19 protein-coding genes are annotated in these 16398 nt (G+C 59.8%); 12 read left to right on the top strand and 7 right to left on the bottom strand.

The features are described 5' to 3' along the window. Nucleotides 1-160: 160 nt before the first annotated feature. Complete coding sequence (locus tag PH547_RS08020) at nucleotides 161-799, bottom strand: hypothetical protein (RefSeq protein WP_283049489.1); 639 nt, start codon at nucleotides 797-799, stop codon at nucleotides 161-163. Between the two features lie 313 nt (nucleotides 800-1112). Here PH547_RS08020 and thrC point away from each other — a divergent pair, with 313 nt between their 5' ends. From thrC to PH547_RS08000, 4 genes are read left to right on the top strand one after another with little or no spacing between them, the layout of a single operon-like run. Then, the gene (thrC, locus tag PH547_RS08015) at nucleotides 1113-2510 is read left to right on the top strand and encodes a threonine synthase (protein ID WP_285167961.1); all 1398 of its coding nucleotides are present in this window, start codon (nucleotides 1113-1115) and stop codon (nucleotides 2508-2510) included. A gap of 20 nt (nucleotides 2511-2530) precedes the next feature. Continuing rightward, nucleotides 2531-3829, top strand: a complete 1299-nt coding sequence (locus PH547_RS08010; RefSeq protein WP_104825008.1) for a M16 family metallopeptidase — start codon at nucleotides 2531-2533, stop codon at nucleotides 3827-3829. 50 nt (nucleotides 3830-3879) lie between these two features. After that, nucleotides 3880-4494 carry a GNAT family N-acetyltransferase gene (locus PH547_RS08005; RefSeq protein ID WP_104822255.1) on the top strand — a complete coding sequence of 205 codons (615 nt, stop codon included), beginning with the start codon at nucleotides 3880-3882 and terminating at the stop codon, nucleotides 4492-4494. Then, nucleotides 4491-7403, top strand: coding sequence for an EAL domain-containing protein (locus tag PH547_RS08000; protein WP_483315533.1), 2913 nt, complete (start codon nucleotides 4491-4493; stop codon nucleotides 7401-7403). Before PH547_RS08005 ends, PH547_RS08000 begins: the two co-directional genes overlap by 4 nt. 80 nt (nucleotides 7404-7483) lie before the next feature. Here PH547_RS08000 and PH547_RS07995 read toward each other — a convergent pair whose 3' ends face one another. From PH547_RS07995 to PH547_RS07985, 3 genes are all read right to left on the bottom strand, one after another. Then, nucleotides 7484-8539 (bottom strand): zinc-binding metallopeptidase family protein, encoded by a 1056-nt coding sequence (locus PH547_RS07995; RefSeq protein WP_285167960.1) that lies wholly within the window; start codon nucleotides 8537-8539, stop codon nucleotides 7484-7486. Between the two features lie 153 nt (nucleotides 8540-8692). Continuing rightward, nucleotides 8693-8884 carry a CsbD family protein gene (locus PH547_RS07990; protein ID WP_104822252.1) on the bottom strand — a complete coding sequence of 64 codons (192 nt, stop codon included), beginning with the start codon at nucleotides 8882-8884 and terminating at the stop codon, nucleotides 8693-8695. Nucleotides 8885-8979: 95 nt separating this feature from the next. Then, nucleotides 8980-9585: a YqgE/AlgH family protein gene (locus PH547_RS07985; RefSeq protein ID WP_104822251.1), complete on the bottom strand. Its 606-nt coding sequence runs from the start codon at nucleotides 9583-9585 to the stop codon at nucleotides 8980-8982. A gap of 176 nt (nucleotides 9586-9761) precedes the next feature. On the opposite strand from PH547_RS07985, the gene PH547_RS07980 reads away from it, so the two are divergent. Continuing rightward, complete coding sequence (locus tag PH547_RS07980) at nucleotides 9762-10553, top strand: protein-disulfide reductase DsbD domain-containing protein (RefSeq protein ID WP_245463928.1); 792 nt, start codon at nucleotides 9762-9764, stop codon at nucleotides 10551-10553. 84 nt (nucleotides 10554-10637) lie between these two features. Next, on the top strand, nucleotides 10638-11123 hold the full coding sequence (locus tag PH547_RS07975) for a peroxiredoxin (RefSeq protein ID WP_285167957.1): 486 nt from the start codon (nucleotides 10638-10640) through the stop codon (nucleotides 11121-11123). Between the two features lie 50 nt (nucleotides 11124-11173). On the opposite strand, the gene PH547_RS07970 is transcribed toward PH547_RS07975, so the two are convergent. Both PH547_RS07970 and PH547_RS07965 read right to left on the bottom strand, forming a co-directional pair. Further along, a complete protein-coding gene (locus tag PH547_RS07970; RefSeq protein WP_285167955.1) occupies nucleotides 11174-11482 on the bottom strand; it encodes a type II toxin-antitoxin system RelE/ParE family toxin in 309 nt (102 codons plus the stop codon). After that, nucleotides 11483-11728, bottom strand: a complete 246-nt coding sequence (locus tag PH547_RS07965) for a type II toxin-antitoxin system ParD family antitoxin (RefSeq protein WP_285167954.1) — start codon at nucleotides 11726-11728, stop codon at nucleotides 11483-11485. A gap of 192 nt (nucleotides 11729-11920) precedes the next feature. Here PH547_RS07965 and PH547_RS07960 point away from each other — a divergent pair, with 192 nt between their 5' ends. From PH547_RS07960 to PH547_RS07935, 6 genes are all read left to right on the top strand, one after another. Continuing rightward, the gene (locus tag PH547_RS07960) at nucleotides 11921-12046 is read left to right on the top strand and encodes a hypothetical protein (RefSeq protein ID WP_285167951.1); all 126 of its coding nucleotides are present in this window, start codon (nucleotides 11921-11923) and stop codon (nucleotides 12044-12046) included. Beyond that, entirely contained in the window at nucleotides 12043-12825 is a 783-nt protein-coding gene (locus PH547_RS07955; protein WP_285167950.1) for a metal ABC transporter ATP-binding protein, read from the top strand. The genes PH547_RS07960 and PH547_RS07955 overlap by 4 nt, the downstream gene beginning before the upstream one ends. Further along, the gene (locus tag PH547_RS07950; RefSeq protein ID WP_104822245.1) at nucleotides 12822-13694 is read left to right on the top strand and encodes a metal ABC transporter permease; all 873 of its coding nucleotides are present in this window, start codon (nucleotides 12822-12824) and stop codon (nucleotides 13692-13694) included. Before PH547_RS07955 ends, PH547_RS07950 begins: the two co-directional genes overlap by 4 nt. A gap of 20 nt (nucleotides 13695-13714) precedes the next feature. Then, the gene (locus tag PH547_RS07945; RefSeq protein WP_285167948.1) at nucleotides 13715-14617 is read left to right on the top strand and encodes a metal ABC transporter solute-binding protein, Zn/Mn family; all 903 of its coding nucleotides are present in this window, start codon (nucleotides 13715-13717) and stop codon (nucleotides 14615-14617) included. A gap of 152 nt (nucleotides 14618-14769) precedes the next feature. Beyond that, nucleotides 14770-15264, top strand: a complete 495-nt coding sequence (locus tag PH547_RS07940) for a MarR family winged helix-turn-helix transcriptional regulator (RefSeq protein WP_104822243.1) — start codon at nucleotides 14770-14772, stop codon at nucleotides 15262-15264. Then, complete coding sequence (locus tag PH547_RS07935) at nucleotides 15261-15947, top strand: GNAT family N-acetyltransferase (RefSeq protein ID WP_285167947.1); 687 nt, start codon at nucleotides 15261-15263, stop codon at nucleotides 15945-15947. Before PH547_RS07940 ends, PH547_RS07935 begins: the two co-directional genes overlap by 4 nt. Before the next feature lie 19 nt (nucleotides 15948-15966). On the opposite strand, the gene PH547_RS07930 is transcribed toward PH547_RS07935, so the two are convergent. After that, nucleotides 15967-16275 carry a Dabb family protein gene (locus PH547_RS07930; protein WP_104822241.1) on the bottom strand — a complete coding sequence of 103 codons (309 nt, stop codon included), beginning with the start codon at nucleotides 16273-16275 and terminating at the stop codon, nucleotides 15967-15969. Nucleotides 16276-16398 lie beyond the last annotated feature (123 nt).

Raw genomic sequence — 16398 nt, 5'->3', positions numbered from 1 at the left:
AGGCAATAGGCAATAGGCAATAGGCAATAGGCAATAGGCAATAGGCAATAGGCAATAGGCAATAGGCAATAGGCAATAGGCAATAGATGTTGCAGCTATATTGCCGGCAGTAGCAAGGACAAGGTGACCTTTTACTACTGCCTACTGCCTGATTCCAACCCTACTGATGCTTCTTGCGAACGGGCTTCTGGCCCTTTTCGGCCTTCTGCGGCCCCTGATCGAAGCTGATCTGAACAACCGTGAAGCCACCGGAGCCGCCGGCGACGTTGATGTCGTTGTCGGTGAAGAGGAACTGCGTCGTGGTTTCGCCCGGCGGGATTTCGGCGGTGAAATTGACGGTCTTGCTATAGAGCGCGGTGTTGTTGTCCATGACGGCGACATGGATCGGCATGGTCACCTTGCCGGGGCCGCCCACCGGGCCGGCGACAAGACGGCCCTGCGCAACGATATTGATGCTGAGGCTGGTGCCGTCGGTCGTGCACTGGCGCGTCGCCTGGGCGAGCGATGCCTGATAGGTCAACTGGTTCGGATCGTCCTTGGCGCCCTTGGCGTAGGTGCGGTAGCTGGACGCCTCATCGCGGATGACGACTTGTGGGCATTTGCCGGCGACATAGGATTGGCCGCCGGTCACCTGCGGCGCGGGGCTGGCGGCGGATGGATTGCCCGCCGCTGCCTGCGGCGCCACCGTCACATCCGTTCCGGACTGCTTGTCGCTACCGCCGAAACCAAGAGAACTACAACCAGCCAACAATGCCAGAAGCGAAGCGGAAAAAAGACGACGCGAAACCCTGCCAAACACTATATATTCCACCCTCTGCAATAATTTACATTATCGGCCTGCAGCCTGTTCGACGGGCCTTTTATGACACTTGGCGATGGTCTATACCAGCGGCGCAGCGAAAAATCGATTGGGTAGGCACCGTTTTGGCTCACTTTTCGACCTCGACAGATTGGCGCAAGCCGCCGCCCACCGGACGGAGCCGTGCGGGCATTGCGCAAACGCGAAAACCACGCGGCTGATCCGACGCAAAAAGACGGGCTGCCATCGCTTCGTTCTTTTACTCTCTCACCTCACCACTCCGGCAATTTTGCGACCAAAGGAATTCTAGACCGTGGACTATATCTCAACGCGGGGAGAAGCCCCTGCCCTTGGCTTCTGCGACGCCCTTCTGGCCGGCCTTGCTCGTGATGGCGGGCTCTATGTACCCCGTGAATGGCCGACGCTTAAGAAAAAAGAGATTCGCGCTTTCCGTGGCAAGAGCTATCAGGACGTCGCCTTCGCCGTGCTGTCGCCTTTCACCAACGGCGAAATTCCGGATGACGTCTTCCGCGGCATGATCGATGAAGCCTATGCCACCTTCCGCCATCCGGCCGTGACGCCGCTGGTGCAGACAGGTCCGAACAGCTTCGTGATGGAGCTTTTCCACGGCACGACGCTTGCCTTCAAGGATGTCGCCATGCAGTTGCTCGCACGGCTGATGGATTATGCCCTGGAAAAGCGCGGGCAAAGGGCAACCATCGTCGGCGCCACCTCGGGCGACACCGGCGGAGCGGCGATCGATGCCTTTGCCGGACGCGAACGCACCGACATCTTCATCCTCTTCCCGCATGGCAAGGTCTCGCCGGTGCAGCAACGGCAGATGACCACCTCGACGGCGGCCAATGTGCATGCGCTGGCGATCAACGGCAATTTCGATGATTGCCAGAATCTGGTCAAAGCCATGTTCAACGACACCGCCTTCCGCGACCGCGTCAAGCTTTCGGGCGTCAACTCGATCAATTGGGCGCGCATCATGGCGCAGGTGGTCTACTACTTCACTACTGCCGTCGCGCTCGGCGGCCCCGACCGGAAGATTTCCTTCACCGTTCCAACCGGCAATTTCGGCGATATTTTCGCCGGCTACGTCGCAAAGCGCATGGGCCTGCCGATCGACCGGCTGGTGATCGCCACCAACGAGAACGACATCCTGGCTCGCACGCTGAAAACCGGGCGCTACGAGATGCGCGAGGTCAAGGCCACCACCGCGCCGTCGATGGACATCCAGATCTCCTCCAACTTCGAACGGCTGCTGTTCGAAGCCCATGACCGTGACGCGTCGAAGGTGCGCGCCGCGATGGAAAGCCTGAAACAATCGAAGGGCTTTTCGATCAGCGAAGGCGCTCTGAAGACCATCAAGAAGGACTTCCGCGCCGGCCGCGCCAGCGAAAAACAGGTCGCCGCGACGATCCGCAAAACACTCGACAACACCGGCTATTTGATCGATCCGCACACCGCCATCGGCGTCTTTGTGGCGGAGAAAAACGAGAAGCCGGCGAGCCCGATGGTGACGCTCGCGACCGCACATCCGGCAAAATTCCCCGCCGCAGTAAAATCTGCATGTGGTATTGACCCGGCGCTTCCGACGTGGCTTGCTGGACTGATGAACAGGGAGGAGCGTTTCGACGTCCTTGATCCCGAGCTGAAAGCCGTTGAAACTTTCATCGGCAAACATGCCCGGGCGGGGGAATGATAAACGCAGAAAGACAGACGATGACAGTGGAGTGCACCCGGCTTGCGTCCGGGCTGACAGTAGCGACCCAGACGATGCCACACCTCGAAAGCGTGGCACTCGGCGTCTGGATCAAATCGGGTTCGCGCAATGAAACCGAAGCGGAACACGGCATCGCGCATCTGCTGGAACACATGGCGTTCAAGGGCACGGCCCGTCGCACGGCGCGTGAGATCGCCGAGGAAATCGAGAATGTCGGCGGCGAGGTCAATGCCGCCACGTCGACCGAGACAACCTCCTATTATGCCCGCGTGCTGAAGGATCATGTGCCGCTCGCCGTCGATATCCTCGCCGATATCCTGACCGAATCCGCTTTCGACGAGGATGAATTGCAGCGCGAAAAGCAGGTCATCCTGCAGGAAATCAACGCTGCAAACGACACGCCCGACGATGTGGTCTTCGACAAATTTTCCGAAGTCGCCTATCGCGGCCAGACGCTCGGCCGGGCGATTCTCGGCACGCCGGAAACCGTCGTCTCCTTCACGCCGGGACAAATCCGCGGTTATCTCAGCCGCAACTACACGACCGACCGCATGTTCGTGGTGGCCGCGGGCGCTGTCGATCACGAAAGCTTCGTGCGCCAGGTCGAAGAGCGCTTCTCCACCCTGCCGACACAGCCGTCGGCGCCGCCCGTCATCGAGCCTGCGCGTTATATCGGCGGCAATATCCGCGAGACGCGCGACCTGATGGATGCGCAGATCCTGCTCGGCTTCGAGGGACGCGCCTATCACACGCGCGATTTCTATTGTTCGCAGATCCTTGCCAACATCCTCGGCGGCGGCATGTCCTCACGGCTGTTCCAAGAAGTGCGCGAATTCCGCGGGCTCTGTTACTCCGTCTATGCCTTCCATTGGGGCTTTTCCGACACCGGCATTTTCGGCATCCATGCCGCGACCGGCGGCGAAAACCTGCCGGAGCTGCTGCCGGTCATCGTCGACGAGCTGCACAAATCCTCCCACAAGATCGAACAGCAGGAAATCGAGCGTGCCCGCGCCCAGATCCGCGCGCAGTTGCTGATGGGTCAGGAAAGCCCGGCGGCGCGCGCCGGCCAGATCGCGCGACAGATGATGCTCTACGGCCGACCGATCCCGAACCAGGAAATGCTGGAACGGTTGCAGGGCATTACCATCGATCGGCTGACGGATCTTGCCGGCCGCCTGTTCTTCGACACGGTGCCGACGCTGTCGGCGATCGGGCCTTTGGAGCAGTTGGCGCCGATGGAAGATATCGTGACATCCTTATCATCGTCGACCCCAGCCTCCATAAGCGCGAGCGGCTAAAACCGCATCGCGCGCCGATGGGTTCAATCTTCCGGGGAGTACTGGGCGGAATGCAAAAATCGGTCTTTCGGTTTCTGTCACGTCATCCGGACGCGGTTGAACTCGAAAACGCGACCTATCTGCTGCGTCTGCCACGCTATTCCGATTTCAATCAATGGCACCGGTTGCGAGCCGAAAGCCGGCGCTTCCTGGAACCCTGGGAGCCGACCTGGCGACATGACGAACTGACCGAGGGCGCCTACCGCGCCCGTGTCATCAGGGGAAAACAGGAATACAGTTCCGGCCAGGCCATTCCACTTTTTATTTTCCTTAAAGAGAATATGACCTTGCTCGGCGGCATTACGATTGGTTACATCCGTCGTGGTGCTGCACAAAGCTGCATGATTGGCTATTGGATGGGTGAGCGGCATTCAGGCCAGGGCCATATGTTCGCCGCACTTCAGTTGGTTATACCCTATATCTTTTCCGGACTTGAGTTGCACCGTATTGAAGCAGCCTGTATTCCGGATAATGAGCGTAGCATGCGGCTTTTGGAAAAGGCCGGTTTCCAGCGAGAAGGTCATTTGCGCGGTTATCTAAAAATTAACGGTCAGTGGCGTGATCACGTGATGTTTTCCCGGTTGGCGTCCGACGCCGACCCGATTAGAAAATCCGACAAGCGATGACGGCCGATCTCCCGCCTGCCCCGCCGTTGACGAAATGGTTCTCCGCGATCGTCGCGACGCTCGCGGCTGTCATGCTGTTCGTTCTTGCAGGCATGGCGCATGCAGCCGAACCCGTGAAGATTTCACGCGACGACACCGCGCTTGACCTGACGGCGACGACCGAAATCTACACCAATCAGGGCGAGGCCTTCCAGGTCTCCACCGCCGCCGGCGCCGACGGTATTCGCCGCCGTATTGAGGTACGATCCTCGTCGCCGAACCATCAGGGCGACTGGGCCGTCTTTGCGCTCGCCAATGTCTCGGAAGAACAGCTCGAACGCGTCATCGTCGCGCCCCACTTCCGTCTGGTGAATTCGAAATTGTTCTGGCCGGATCTCGGCTCGCAACGCATCATCGCGATTACGCCGAGCGAAGGCTTTGCTCTCGACCGGCAGCCGAGCGACGAGGCGGATGTCTTCCGCATCACACTGAACCCCGGCGCAGTCGTCACCTTTGTCGCCGAACTCTCCTCGCCGAACCTGCCGCAGCTCTATCTCTGGGAGCCGAACGCCTACAAGGACACGGTCAACGCCTTCACGCTCTATCGCGGCATCGTGCTTGGCATTGCCGGTCTGCTCGCGGTGTTCCTGACCATTCTCTTTGTTGTCAAAGGCACTTCAATGCTGCCAGCGACAGCGGCGCTTGCCTGGGCGGTGCTCGGCTATATTTGCGTCGATTTTGGTTTTCTCGGCAAACTCATCAGCATCACCTCCAGCGATCAGCGAATATGGCGCGCCTGTGCGGAGGTGGCGCTCGCATCGAGCCTGGTGATCTTCCTGTTCACCTATCTGAACCTCAATCGCTGGCATGCGCATCTGGGCTATGTGACCCTTGCCTGGGTGCTCGGTCTCGCGCTTCTCTTCGGCGTCGCGATCTATGATCCGTCGATCGCGGCCGGCGTCGCTCGGCTATCGCTGGCGCTGACGGCAACGGCGGGCCTGCTGCTGATCATCTATCTCGGCTTCAGCCGCTATGACCGCGCCATTCTGCTGGTGCCCGCCTGGGCGCTGATCCTGGTCTGGCTGTTCGGCGCCTGGATGACGATCACGGGCAAGCTCGACAACGACATCATCCAGCCGGCGCTCGGCGGCGGCCTCGTGCTGATCGTGCTCCTGATCGGTTTCACCGTGATGCAGCACGCATTTGCCGGCGGCGCATTTCAGCAAGGCCTGTTTTCCGATCTCGAGCGGCAATCCCTGGCGCTCACCGGCTCCGGCGATACCGTTTGGGACTGGGACGTGGCGCGCGACCGCGTGGTGACGACGCCGGATATCTCGATGAAACTCGGCCTGTCGCCCGGCACCATGCATGGCGCGGCGCGCAACTGGCTGCCGCGCTTGCACCCCGACGACCGTGATCGTTTTCGCGCGACGCTCGACGTACTGCTTGAACATCGTCGCGGCCGGCTGAACCACGAATTCCGCATTCGCGCCGAGGATGGGCATTTCCACTGGCTGTCGATCCGCGCCCGGCCGGTGCTTGGCTCGAACGGCGAAATCATCCGCTGCGTCGGTACCGTCGTCGACGTCACCGAGCAGAAAAACTCGATCGAGCGGCTGTTGCACGACGCGCTGCACGATAATCTGACCGGCCTGCCGAACCGCCAGGTTTTCATCGACCGCCTGCAGGCCGTTCTCACCTTGGCGCCGGAAGGCAATCAGGTGCGTCCGACGGTGATGGTGATCGACATCGACCGCTACAAGCTGGTCAACGATACGCTCGGCGTCGCTGCCGGCGACAATATCCTGATCGCGCTGACGCGGCGCCTGCGCCGCCTGATGAAGCCGCAGGACACGCTGGCGCGGCTCTCCGGCGATCAGTTCGGCCTGATCCTCGTTTCCGAGCGCGACCCGGCCAAGGTCGCCGATTTCGCCGATGCGATCAGCAAGGCGATCATGGTGCCGATCAATTTCGCCAACCGCGAAATCATCCTGACGGCGTCGATCGGACTGACGTCCTGGGTCGACCAGCAGGAAAGCGCTATGGGTCTCTTGAGCGATGCCGAACTCGCTATGTACCGCGCCAAGCGCGCCGGCGGCAATCGCGTCGAGCCTTTTCAGCCTGCATTCCGCAGCTTTGGCACCGACCGTCTGCAGCTTGAAACGGATCTTCGCCGCGCCGTCGAACGCAAGGAACTGTCGCTGGTCTATCAGCCGATCGTTCGGCTGGAAGATGCCGAAGTCGCCGGTTTCGAGGCGCTGATGCGCTGGGAGCATCCGAAACGCGGCAATATTCCGCCGTCGGAATTCATCCCGATCGCCGAGGCTTCCGACATTATCGGCCCGCTCGGCATGTTCGCGATGGAGCAGGCAACCAACGACCTGATGGCCTGGCAGCGCCAGACCGGCGACCTGCCGCTCTTCGTTTCCATCAATCTGTCCAGCGTGCAGCTCCTCAACAACGAGCTCTACGATGATGTCCGCGCCTTGCTCGCCAAAACCCATTGCGAGCCGAACCGCATCAAGCTCGAATTGACGGAATCGCAGGTGATGGAGAATCCGGAACAGGCCCGCCTCGTGCTCGGCAAGCTGCGCGAAGCCGGCATCGGCCTGGCGCTTGACGATTTCGGCACCGGTTATTCCTCGCTCTCCTATCTCACCCGCTTCCCGTTCGACACGATCAAGCTCGATAAAGCGATGGTGCGTGATGAAAGCGACAAGAAAGCCGTACTTTTGCGTTCGGTGATCTCCATGGCCCGCGAGCTCAACATGCGCGTCGTCGCCGAAGGCATCGAGTCGGAAGAGGATGCGCTGGAACTCGCCAAGATGGGCTGCGCCTACGGCCAGAGCTTCATCTTCGGCCCGCCCATGGGCTCGGACTCGGTGCTGCGGCTGCTGAAGGAACGCTTTCCGCTGACGAAGCGCGCGTAGCCGATAACCTCCCACGCCTGGGAAAGGTTTGTACAGCGCTCGCGCTTCAGACGCCCTCCTCCTTTGGAGAGAGGGCAAAATCATGCTTCGCCAATCACTTGCCGTATATATTCCAGCTTCGTCACGACCGGGGGCGACAGGATGAAGGGATAGGAATCCGGCTGCCCCATGCTGCGCTGGATGGAATTGATCGCGACGCTCAGCGGTATCCAGGCGCTGACGAGCTGTTTGGCACTCTCAGCCTTGTAAGGATTGAAATCCACCTCCACCGCCATTTCGTGATAGCCACGGGGATCGACCGCCAAGCCGAAGGAGCGAGCGGTCTCCAGCGTGTCGACGATGTGAAGATAGTGCGCGAAACATTCGGCAAAATCTTCCCAGGGGTGGGCGCTGGCATAAGCGCTGATAAAACTTTCCTGCCAATTCGGCGGCGGGCCTTGGTCGTAGTGTTGCTGCAGGGCCGCGCCGTAATCTACGCGCTCATCGCCGAAGACGGCGCGGAAGGCGTCGAACCGATTGCGGTCGCGGATCAATTTGTTCCAGATGAAATGGCCGGTCTCGTGGCGAAAATGCCCGAGCAGCGTGCGGTAAGGCTCGTTCATCGACGTGCGTGCCTGTTCGCGTGTCACATCGTCGGCCTCAGCGGCGCGGATGGTGATGAGCCCCTCCTCGTGGCCGGTCGTCGCCGGCACAACGGTGCCGCCCTGCACCTCGTCCTCGAGGAAGTCGAAGACCAGCCCACCCTTGGGATCCTGTTGGCGATTGGGATGCGGCAGGTTCCAGCGCAACAGTGAATAGAACAGATGCCGCTCGGCCTGGCCGATGCGCCGCCAACGGTCTATACCCTGCTGGCTATCCGTATTCGGCACCAGCCGGTTATGACGACAGGCAATGCAAAAGGGGTCGGGGTCTTGGGCTTCGACCATCCAGTTGCAGATATCGAGCGTGGCATTGGCGCAGAAGCGGACAATACGCGTCGGCTCGGCAACAAGACGCCAATTCGGCACCTCATCAGCCTCCAGTGCATACATCGCAAGACGCTCGGGAACAAAGCCGAGCTGATAGCCGCAGCGCACGCATTGCCGGTTATCGAAATGCACTGGCTGGCCACAATGGTCGCAGGCGAAAAGCCTCATGGAAAGCTCTCCAAAACTTGGCCACGACGGGTATAAAAGACGAGCATAAAAAGAGCCTGTCGCGAATTCGTGACAGGCTCTTTTACTGCGCCGCGCGTTTGACGGCACGCGAAAGGGCGCAGCACTTGACTTGTCGCATACCGAACCGCTGGATTACATGCGGTCTACTGCGCCCTTGGCTTTATCCTTGGCCTTGCCAACAGCTACCTGGGCCTTACCTTTGGCCTTCTGGGCCGTGCCTTCGGCGCGCATGCTCTTGCTCTTCGTAGCCTTGCCAGCAACCTGTTTGGCCTTACCAGCCGCCTCGTTGGCTTTGCCGGATACCTTGTCACTCATGCTGCCCATAGCGAACGCCTCCTCATTCAGCACCGGCGGAGTTGTCGGTGCGGTGACAAGGAAACGTCATTAACAATATTTCGTTCCACAAGGGCGTGGACGGCTCAGGCATGCCCCGCATGCGGCGACAACATGGCGGCATTGATGCCCATCAAGGCCAGGGCGCGTTCATACTTATCGTCAAGGCTGCGATCGAAGATCAGCTCCTCATTGGCCGGGCAGTTGAGCCAGCCATTATTGCTGATTTCCGCTTCCAACTGACCCGCGCCCCAACCGGCATAGCCGAGCAGCATGGTAGCGCGCCGCGGCCCGCCACCCTTGGAGATGGCGCGCACGATGTCCAAGGTCGCCGTCAGGCTGATATCGTCGCTCACCGGAATGCTGCTGTCGCTGATATAGTCATCAGAATGCAGGACGAAGCCGCGGCCGCTTTCGACCGGGCCCCCGGTCTGGATCGGGAAATCACGGGCGACCGGCGGCAGAAGAATAGCGTCGTCATCCTTGATCATTTCGAGATGCAGCAGCACGTCGGTAAAGGTCAGGTTCTGCGCACGATTGATGACGAAGCCCATGGCGCCGGCGGCGGAATGAGCACAGATATAGATCACTGTGCGATTGAAATTCCGGTCTTCCATACCAGGCATGGCAATCAGGAACTGGCCGTCGAGAAAACCTCTTTCGCTTCTATTCTTCAGCGTCGATAGGGACATCGTACCTCCTGACTGCAGTCTGTAACTGCGCCCCTCGAAAAGAAGATGGGGCAATGTCATAAATCAATCAACTGAAAATGATCATTTCTTTTTCGCGCCGTTCTGGCACAGGCCTGCGCCATCCGGTAAATCCTTGTTCCATGACCGGAAAACTCTCTTTTATCCCATTGTTGACAATGCTGACCGCCGCAACGCTGACCGACGGCACCGCCCATGCCGCCATGAGCGACTGGGCAAACAACGAGGGCGGGCGCATGCGGTTGGTGGCGCTGGCGCCGGATGCTCAGGGCCATATCCGTGCTGCTCTGCAGATCGAGCCTGCACCCGGCTGGATCACCTATTGGCGCGAACCCGGCGAAAGCGGAATTGCGCCGCAGGTAAACCCGGCGCCCGATGGCGGCATTACGCTGGAAAAAACCAGCTACCCAACGCCCAAACCGATCGTCGTCGGCAAGATCCAGGAAATCGGCTATGATGAGCCGGTGACATTGCCGCTCGATTTCCGTGTCAACGGCAAACAGCCGGTGACACTCAACCTCACCGCCTTCATCGGACTCTGCAAGGACATCTGTATTCCCTTCCAGACCCAATTCTCTCTGCCGTTATCGGCTGCCGGCCAATCGACGCCGCACGAACAAGCCCTGTTGGATGCCGCCGATGCGTCGCTGCCGCAGGCTCCTTCCTCGGATTTTGCCGTCGAAAATCACCAACTTTCGCCCGATGCAAAAACTCTTTCACTGCGCCTGACGCTGCCGGAGGCAACAGGAAGCACTCCATTGATCTATGTCACCGGCCCGTCCGGGTATGTCTTTTTCAAACAGGCCAACGGCACACGCGACGGCAGGACTTTTGCGACCGACATCGCGATCGGCAAGCTTCCGAAGAATTACGATATTAAAGGCAAAAGCTGGGGCATCCTCGTCATCGACGGTGAACGCGCCATGGAAACCACGCTTGCGTTCGAATAGCGCGGATCTATAGTTTCGCCCGACCATTTTCACTCAAAGGGCGGCGGTTCAGCCGCCCTAAATTGCGACCCCAAGGAGAGTGCCATGACCATCGCTATCGGCGATAAACTGCCTGCCGCCACCTTTAAGGAAAAGACCGCCGACGGTCCGGTGGAGCTCACCACCGACCAGCTTTTTGCCGGCAAGCGCGTCGTGCTTTTCGCCGTCCCCGGCGCCTTTACGCCGACCTGCTCGCTGAACCATCTGCCGGGCTATCTGGAAAACCGTGATGCTATCCTCGCAAAGGGCGTCGACGACATCGCCGTCGTTGCCGTCAACGATTGGCATGTCATGGGCGCGTGGGCGCAATCCTCCGGCGGCATGGGGAAAATCCACTTCCTCGCCGACTGGAACGCCTCTTTCGCCAAGGCGCTCGGCCTCGATATCGACCTTTCCGCCGGCGGCCTCGGCATCCGCTCGAAACGCTATTCGATGCTGGTGGAAGACGGCGTGGTGAAGACGCTCAACATCGAGGAAAGCCCCGGCCAGGCAACCGTGTCGGCCGCGGCAGCGATGATCGAGCAGCTTTAGTCTTCGATTTCGGCAAAGAGGCAAAGGAGCGCGTGGAGTGCTGCTTTGCCTCAATCATCTTGATGGAAATAGCTGTCGAGATCACGATGGCCTTCAAGTACATTCAAGACTTCAAAAACATCGTCGACATAATGAAAGAAGATTATGTAGCCCCGAAAGGCAAAGCTACGCATATCATGTCGGAGTTCTGGCCGGGGACGCCCCATACGGCCAGGTAGCGACGCAAGATCAGAGCATTTGCGGCGCAATGAGGTCGTAAATTTCAAAGCTATCTTCTGACTACCACTCTCATGCGCGATAAATGTCAGGATATTGAGAAAGTCGTTTTGCGCATCTGTCGTATAGCGAAGCCGAGCCACTCAATACCCTTCTTTGGCAAGTTCAGCTGCTCTGGCATCTAAAGCTGCACCAAGCTCCTCATCCGAGATGTCGCCCCCGCTCGCAATTGATGCCTCCAGGGTGAGCCGTAACGATGCGATTTTCGCCTCACGCTCCTCTACAAGACGGAGACCTTCGCGGACGACCTCGCTGGCAGAGCTGTAGCGCCCTTCTTCGACTGTTTTTTCGATGAACTTTTCCCAACGATCACCAATCGAGACGTTCATAGGGATCATCCTTCTTGCAGTTTCGGTCCTTAGCCAAATAACACATAATGCGCAGTATATAGCATTCGGCTGCATCGGTGCAAATCGCAGCACGTTTGCCAGCGATGAATGACATATGCTCACCACCCGCCTCTTTTTCGCCGCATTCTCCTCGTTACAACACGTAATGTTATTACATTATGGAAACCACCCATGCCCTTTAACAACCCCTTCGCCGCATCCCTGATCGGGCGGTCGGCCTTGATGCGCCTCGCCTTCGTTGCAATCGGCATCGCAATTCTCTGGGCCACGATCGGCTGGGCGGTGGCGTTGGCATGAGTGCTCAGATCCGTCTCGACAACCTCACCGTCACCTATGAACGCCATCCAGCCGTGCATCACGTTTCTGGTGCCTTTCAGGCCGGCAGCCTGACGGCGATTGCCGGACCGAACGGGGCGGGCAAGTCGACGCTCCTGAAGGCGATCATCGGCGAATTGAGACCGGCGGAAGGCTCGATCGATCGAGGCGCGCTGACGCGCAATGATTTCGGCTATCTGCCGCAGGCGGCCGATATCGTCAGGCGTTTTCCGATCTCGGTGGCCGATACCATCATGCTCGGCGCCTGGAAAAATTCCGGCGCCTTCAGGCGTTTCTCACACGCGGATGCCGAGCGTGCCCGTGATGCGCTGGCGGTCGTGGGCCTGGCGGGCTTCGAGCGTCGGCACATCGGCTCACTCTCGGCCGGGCAATTCCAGCGCGTACTTTTTGCGCGGCTGCTGCTGCAAGATGCCCGCGTCATCCTTCTCGACGAGCCCTTTACAGCCATAGACCAGCGCACGACACGCGACCTGCTCGATATTGTCTTACGTTGGCACGGTGACGGGCGCACGGTGATTGCGGTGCTGCATGATTTCGATCAGGTGCGCGCGCATTTTCCGGAGACGCTGCTGATCGCCCGTGAACTCGTCAGTTGGGGCCGGACAGAGGATGTGATGAGCTCCGATAATCTCATTAAGGCGCGGGCCATGGCGGAGCGTTGGGACGAGGACGCCGAAGACTGCTTGCCGGAACGGGCGCCTACCCATCGGGGGTTAGCGAAGCGGGAGCCGGCCGAATGACGGCCTATGACATCTTCCTCGCGCCCTTTGCCGATTACGGTTTCATGCGGCGCGCGCTCGTCGCCTGCCTTTGCCTCGGGCTCGGCTCCGGACCGATCGGCGTCTTCCTGATGCTCCGGCGGATGAGCCTGATGGGCGACGCCATGAGCCATGCCGTACTACCGGGGGCGGCCATCGGCTATCTGATTGCCGGCTCGCTGTCGCTGACGGCCATGGGTCTTGGGGGGCTTGTCGCCGGCCTGTCGGTGGCGCTGCTCTCGGGACTCGTCAGCCGCATGACAGTGCTGCAGGAGGATGCGAGTTTCGCCAGCTTCTATCTGACGTCGCTCGCGCTCGGTGTGCTCATCGTATCGCTGCGCGGCTCCAATATCGATCTTCTGCATGTGCTCTTCGGCACCATCCTCGCGATCGACGCCCCTGCCCTCTACCAAATCGGCGCGATCACCACGGTGACACTCCTGGCGCTCGCCGTCATCTATCGGCCATTGGTGGTGGAATGCTTCGATCCCGGTTTTCTCCGCGCCGTCGGTGGCCGGGGCGCGGTCTATCATTTCCTCTTTCTGCTGCTGGTGGTGCTCAATCTCGTCGCCAGCTTCCAGGCACTCGGCACGCTGATGGCGGTCGGGCTGATGATGCTGCCGGCGGCGATCGCGCAGCTTTGGTCGCGCAGCCTGCCGGCGATGATGGCGATCGCAGCGGCAACCGCGACCGCGTCGGGCTATATCGGGCTCATCGCCTCCTATCACCTCGAATTCGCTTCCGGTCCGACCATCATCATCACGGCGAGCCTGATCTACGGCTTTTCCATTCTCTTCGCACCCTCGGGCCTCGCCCGCCGGTTTATTCCCCGTCCCCATCTCAGGGGCTAATTTCGATCAAGGAGATTATCGTGACCAGACACAGACTGCTTCTCTCCGCTGCGCTGCCGGCCTTCATCGCCTTCGGCATAGCGGCGCCCGCTTCGGCGGAAACCTTGGATGTCGTCGCCTCCTTCACCGTGCTTGCCGATGTCGTCAAGCAGGTTGGCGGCGAGCATGTGAAGGTGTCGAGCCTTGTCGGCCCGAACGGCGACCCCCATGAATTCGAGCCTTCGCCGACCGATGCCAAGAGGCTCAATGCCGCCAAGGTCACCTTCGTTAGCGGCGAAGGTCTGGAAGGTTGGATGGATCGGTTGATCAAGGCTTCCGGCTACAAGGGCACGCCGATCGTCGTCTCTGACGGCATCAATACCCGCACCATGGTCGACGACGGCAAGACCGTCACCGATCCGCATGTCTGGAACAGCCCGGTCAATGTGAAGATCTGGGTCGCCAATATCGAAAAGGCGCTATCCGCCGCCGATCCGGCCGACGCCGCCGATTTCAAGGCCAATGCTGAGCGCTATACCAAGACGCTGACGGATCTCGACGCCTATGCGCACAGCAAGTTCGACAAGATTGCAGAGGATCGCCGTAAGATCCTGACCAGCCACGACGCGTTCGGCTATTTCGGGCGTGAATACAACGTCACCTTCCTGTCGCCGCTCGGCGTCTCGACCGAGACCGAAGCCTCGGCCGCCGGCGTCGCCAAGCTGATCGAGCAGATCAGGACCGAACATGTGATGACCTATTTCTTCGAGAATTCGAATGATCCGCGCCTGGTCAAGCAGGTCGCCAAGGCCACCGGCGCGCAGCCCGGCGGCGAACTCTACGTCGAGGCCCTCTCCAAGGCCAATGGGCCGGCTCCGACATATGAAAAAATGTTCCGTTATAACGTTGATCAACTCGCCGCGGCGATGGCGAAATCGAGCTGAGACAGCAGGACGAGCATGGCTGCAGGCATTTGCCTGCGGCCTTTTCATTCAAAGATCGAGAGCGAAGACCAGCAGGTCGGGGACGCGCCGCTTGACCATTGTTTCATAAGAAGTTATATAACCAGTTATGTAAATTGAAGCAGGAATGCGGCGTGGCTGAAGATATCGTGAAATCGCTGGGTTTCCTCTGCCTCGGCAGCCGCTTTCGCCGCATCGGCGAGCGCCTTCAGGCCGATACCCAGCAGATTATGGGAGAGCTCGGCGTCTCCCTCCAATCCGCCCAATATCCTTTCCTCGCGGCGATCGACCGCGCCGGCCCGCTTACCATCGGTGAGCTTGCCCAGGCTGTCGGCATCACCCAGCCAGGGGCCACGCGGACCGTCTCGCAGCTTCTGGAACTGGGTTACGTCGACATGCAGGCCTCACCCGAGGATCAGCGCCGAAGACTGGTTTCCCTAACACCGGAAGGACAGGAACTCGTCGATTACTCGAAACGATCAGTCTGGCCGCGCATCGAACAGGCTGTCATCGAGCTCTGCGGCGAGAGTTCCGGGCCGATCCTGGAACAGCTTACTGCAATCGAGAACGGGCTTGCCGAAGCGCCGCTTGCCCGTCGAGGCAAACTCGACAAGGAGCAGAAACCATGAGCCATATTCTCGACCGCCCGGCCTGGAACGCCCTTCGAACTGCCCATGCGACACTGGCGGAAGGCAACGAGCGCGCCCGCCGCTATCCGCCCTCCATCGTGCCCTTCGCAGCCCCCGCCGATGATACGGCGGAAAGCCTCGAGGCTCTGGAAAATCTGCCGGCCGCTGACGAGGCCATGGCACTCGTCGAAGCCAATCCCATCGCAATCCCGCCGAGACTGACGGTCGTCTCCGAAGGCAAACTGGTACAGATGATCGCCGAACGGCCTTATCAGCAGATCTCGGACAGCCGGATCGAGCCGCTGACGGAAGCCGATGCAGCGGAGATGCTCGTATTGGCTACGCTGACCAAGCCCGGTCCCTTTACGCTCCGCGCCCAAAGCCTTGGCACCTTTTGGGGCGTGAAGACTGACGGCCGCCTCGTCGCCATGGCTGGCCAGCGCATGCGCCAGCCAGGTTTTGCCGAACTCAGCGGCCTTTGTACCCATCCCGATTTTCGGGGACGCGGCCTCGGCACCCTGCTCTTCCGCTTCGTTGCCGGCGAGATCTCCGCGAGGAACGAAACCGCTTATCTGCATGCATATGCAACGAACGCGCCGGCCATCTCGCTTTACAAGGCGATGGGTTTTCGCCTGCGTTCCGAGATGAATCTCACCATCGTCACGCCCCGGCAGTCAGCGTGATCAGGGCCTGTCGCTCTAGTTAAATATTGAGATCGAAGACCAGCAGGCCGGCAAGTCCGCCATCGGTCGAGGAGACGAGACGCTCACCGACGGCAACGTGTTCGGGATGCACGAGATAGGCGTCGCGCGCTTCAGGGCTCTCGAACGTCACCACAAAGCCATCAACGAAGCCGCCATGCAGCCCCTCCGGCGAGACATTCGGCCCGTATTTGACATCGAGAATGCCGGGAATGACCTGCTGCAAGGCGGCGACGGATTCGAAAAGCTCCTTTTTCTCATCCTGTGTCATGGCGGATTTGAGCCGCAGGAAAACGCAATGCAGGATCATATTTATCTCCCTAGCTATTTTGGCGCAGCATAGAGGGAAAGGGCTGAGGGGCAAGATGTGGGGTTACGATGTTTGGGCTTTTTGGTGATCGCCCGCTATAGCGGCTTTTGGGCTATTGCGGCT

It is taken from the genome of Rhizobium cerradonense, from assembly GCF_030182455.1.
Classification (GTDB): Bacteria; Pseudomonadota; Alphaproteobacteria; order Rhizobiales; family Rhizobiaceae; genus Rhizobium.
Note: the sequence above shows the minus strand (reverse complement) of the source record. Positions and strands in the feature narration are given on the sequence as shown.

Coding starts and splice junctions, on each gene's coding strand:
- PH547_RS08000 (WP_483315533.1), top strand. CDS start 4,491: ATGACGGCCGATCTCCCGCCTGCCCCGCCGTTGACGAAATGGTTCTCC.
- PH547_RS07960 (WP_285167951.1), top strand. CDS start 11,921: ATGCCCTTTAACAACCCCTTCGCCGCATCCCTGATCGGGCGGTCGGCC.
- PH547_RS07965 (WP_285167954.1), bottom strand. CDS start 11,728: ATGAACGTCTCGATTGGTGATCGTTGGGAAAAGTTCATCGAAAAAACA.
- PH547_RS07935 (WP_285167947.1), top strand. CDS start 15,261: ATGAGCCATATTCTCGACCGCCCGGCCTGGAACGCCCTTCGAACTGCC.
- PH547_RS07955 (WP_285167950.1), top strand. CDS start 12,043: ATGAGTGCTCAGATCCGTCTCGACAACCTCACCGTCACCTATGAACGC.
- PH547_RS07995 (WP_285167960.1), bottom strand. CDS start 8,539: ATGAGGCTTTTCGCCTGCGACCATTGTGGCCAGCCAGTGCATTTCGAT.
- PH547_RS08010 (WP_104825008.1), top strand. CDS start 2,531: ATGACAGTGGAGTGCACCCGGCTTGCGTCCGGGCTGACAGTAGCGACC.
- PH547_RS07980 (WP_245463928.1), top strand. CDS start 9,762: ATGCTGACCGCCGCAACGCTGACCGACGGCACCGCCCATGCCGCCATG.
- PH547_RS07950 (WP_104822245.1), top strand. CDS start 12,822: ATGACGGCCTATGACATCTTCCTCGCGCCCTTTGCCGATTACGGTTTC.
- PH547_RS07985 (WP_104822251.1), bottom strand. CDS start 9,585: ATGTCCCTATCGACGCTGAAGAATAGAAGCGAAAGAGGTTTTCTCGAC.
- PH547_RS07975 (WP_285167957.1), top strand. CDS start 10,638: ATGACCATCGCTATCGGCGATAAACTGCCTGCCGCCACCTTTAAGGAA.
- PH547_RS07990 (WP_104822252.1), bottom strand. CDS start 8,884: ATGGGCAGCATGAGTGACAAGGTATCCGGCAAAGCCAACGAGGCGGCT.
- PH547_RS08005 (WP_104822255.1), top strand. CDS start 3,880: ATGCAAAAATCGGTCTTTCGGTTTCTGTCACGTCATCCGGACGCGGTT.
- PH547_RS07930 (WP_104822241.1), bottom strand. CDS start 16,275: ATGATCCTGCATTGCGTTTTCCTGCGGCTCAAATCCGCCATGACACAG.